The sequence below is a fragment of the Mesorhizobium sp. M7A.F.Ca.CA.003.01.2.1 genome, assembly GCF_003998945.1.
GTDB lineage: Bacteria > Pseudomonadota > Alphaproteobacteria > Rhizobiales > Rhizobiaceae > Mesorhizobium > Mesorhizobium ciceri.
On the sequence record NZ_RZRA01001222.1, the window covers coordinates 1 to 1,298 of the forward strand.

The following is a 1,298-nucleotide window of genomic DNA, read 5'->3' on the forward strand; positions in this document are numbered from 1 at the left end:
ACAATGATCTTGCCGCCTGAGATCAGCGGTGCCGAGGTCGAGTAATAATAGCCCGACTTCGGATAGGGCATGTTGGTCAGAAGGTTCAGCGTGCCGCCCTCGGCGAAAGCCGGGCAGATCTGCCCGTTGGCGGCGTCGAGCGCGATCAGCCGCGCGTCCGAGGTCGGCAGGTAGACGCGGGTCGCACAGGGCTGCCCGGCGGCGCCGGCGGCATCGGCGTAATAGGCCACGCCGCGGCAGGTCTGGTGCTGGCGGTCCTTGTCGAGCTTGACCTTGGGATCGAAGCGCCATTTCTCCTTGCCGCTCGCGGCATCGATGGCGATGGCGAAATTATGCGGCGTGCAGATGTAGAGCGTGTCGCCGATCTTCAGCGGCGTCACCTGATAGGTGGTCTCGCCGACATCGTCCGGTCCCTTCACGTCGCCGGTCTGGTAGGTCCAGGCAGGCTGCAGCTTGGCGACATTGTCCGGTGTGATCTGGTCGAGCGGCGAATAGCGCTGGCCGAACTGCGTGCGGCCGTAATAGTGCCACTCGCCGGCCGGCACGTCATTGCCGAGATTGGCGTTGGCGACCACCTTGTCGGTGCCGAGTTCGCCGGCAATGTCCTTCGGATCCGAAGTCATCGAATAACCGGCGACGGCCAGTGATGCCAGCACGGCAAGGATCAGCGGCGCGCGTGCGTCAGGGCCGACAAGACCCCGTCTCGCCCACGGCGTCAGCAGCCATAAAGCGAGAAGCACGATGACGCCGCCGCGAGGCCCGAGTTCCCACCAGTCGAAGCCGGTTTCCCAGACCGCCCAGGCCAGCGTGCCGAGCACGATCGCCGCGTAGAGCCACAGTGCGGTGGACCGGCGCCGGTAGAGCAGCCAGGCGGCGATCAGGAAGGCAAGGCCAGCAACGACATAGTACCAGCTGCCGCCCAGCATCGCCAGGCGGATGCCGCCGCCGCCGAGTGCCAGGCCGATGAGGAAAAGAATGAGGGAGGTGATGGTGACAGCCAAGATGATACTCCTTCGACTGTTGCGCTTTGCCACGCCAAGGACAGCCCGATGTCCCGTTCCTGCCCTGCGCACAGCTTTCTCCTGCCCGCCCCGCCTGTCAAGCTGGCCCACACGCCAAGGTGGCAATTCATCTTGCCTGCGGTCGGGTTATCGAGCAGTCTCCGTCGCAGCATCACCGTGGAGTAGACCGAGTCATGCCCTTCGTCTTTCCGCCATGGATGCGCATTGCCGGCGCGCTGTTCGGCTTCGTCGTGCTTATGGCTGGCAGTCAACCGGCGTCGGCACAAACGCTCGAGG

1 pseudogene is annotated in these 1,298 nt (G+C 64.8%); it reads right to left on the reverse strand.

The features are described from left to right. Window positions 1-1,001: pseudogene (locus EN969_RS31430) on the reverse strand (PQQ-binding-like beta-propeller repeat protein); the annotation flags it as partial. Between the last annotated feature and the right edge of the window lie 297 nt (window positions 1,002-1,298).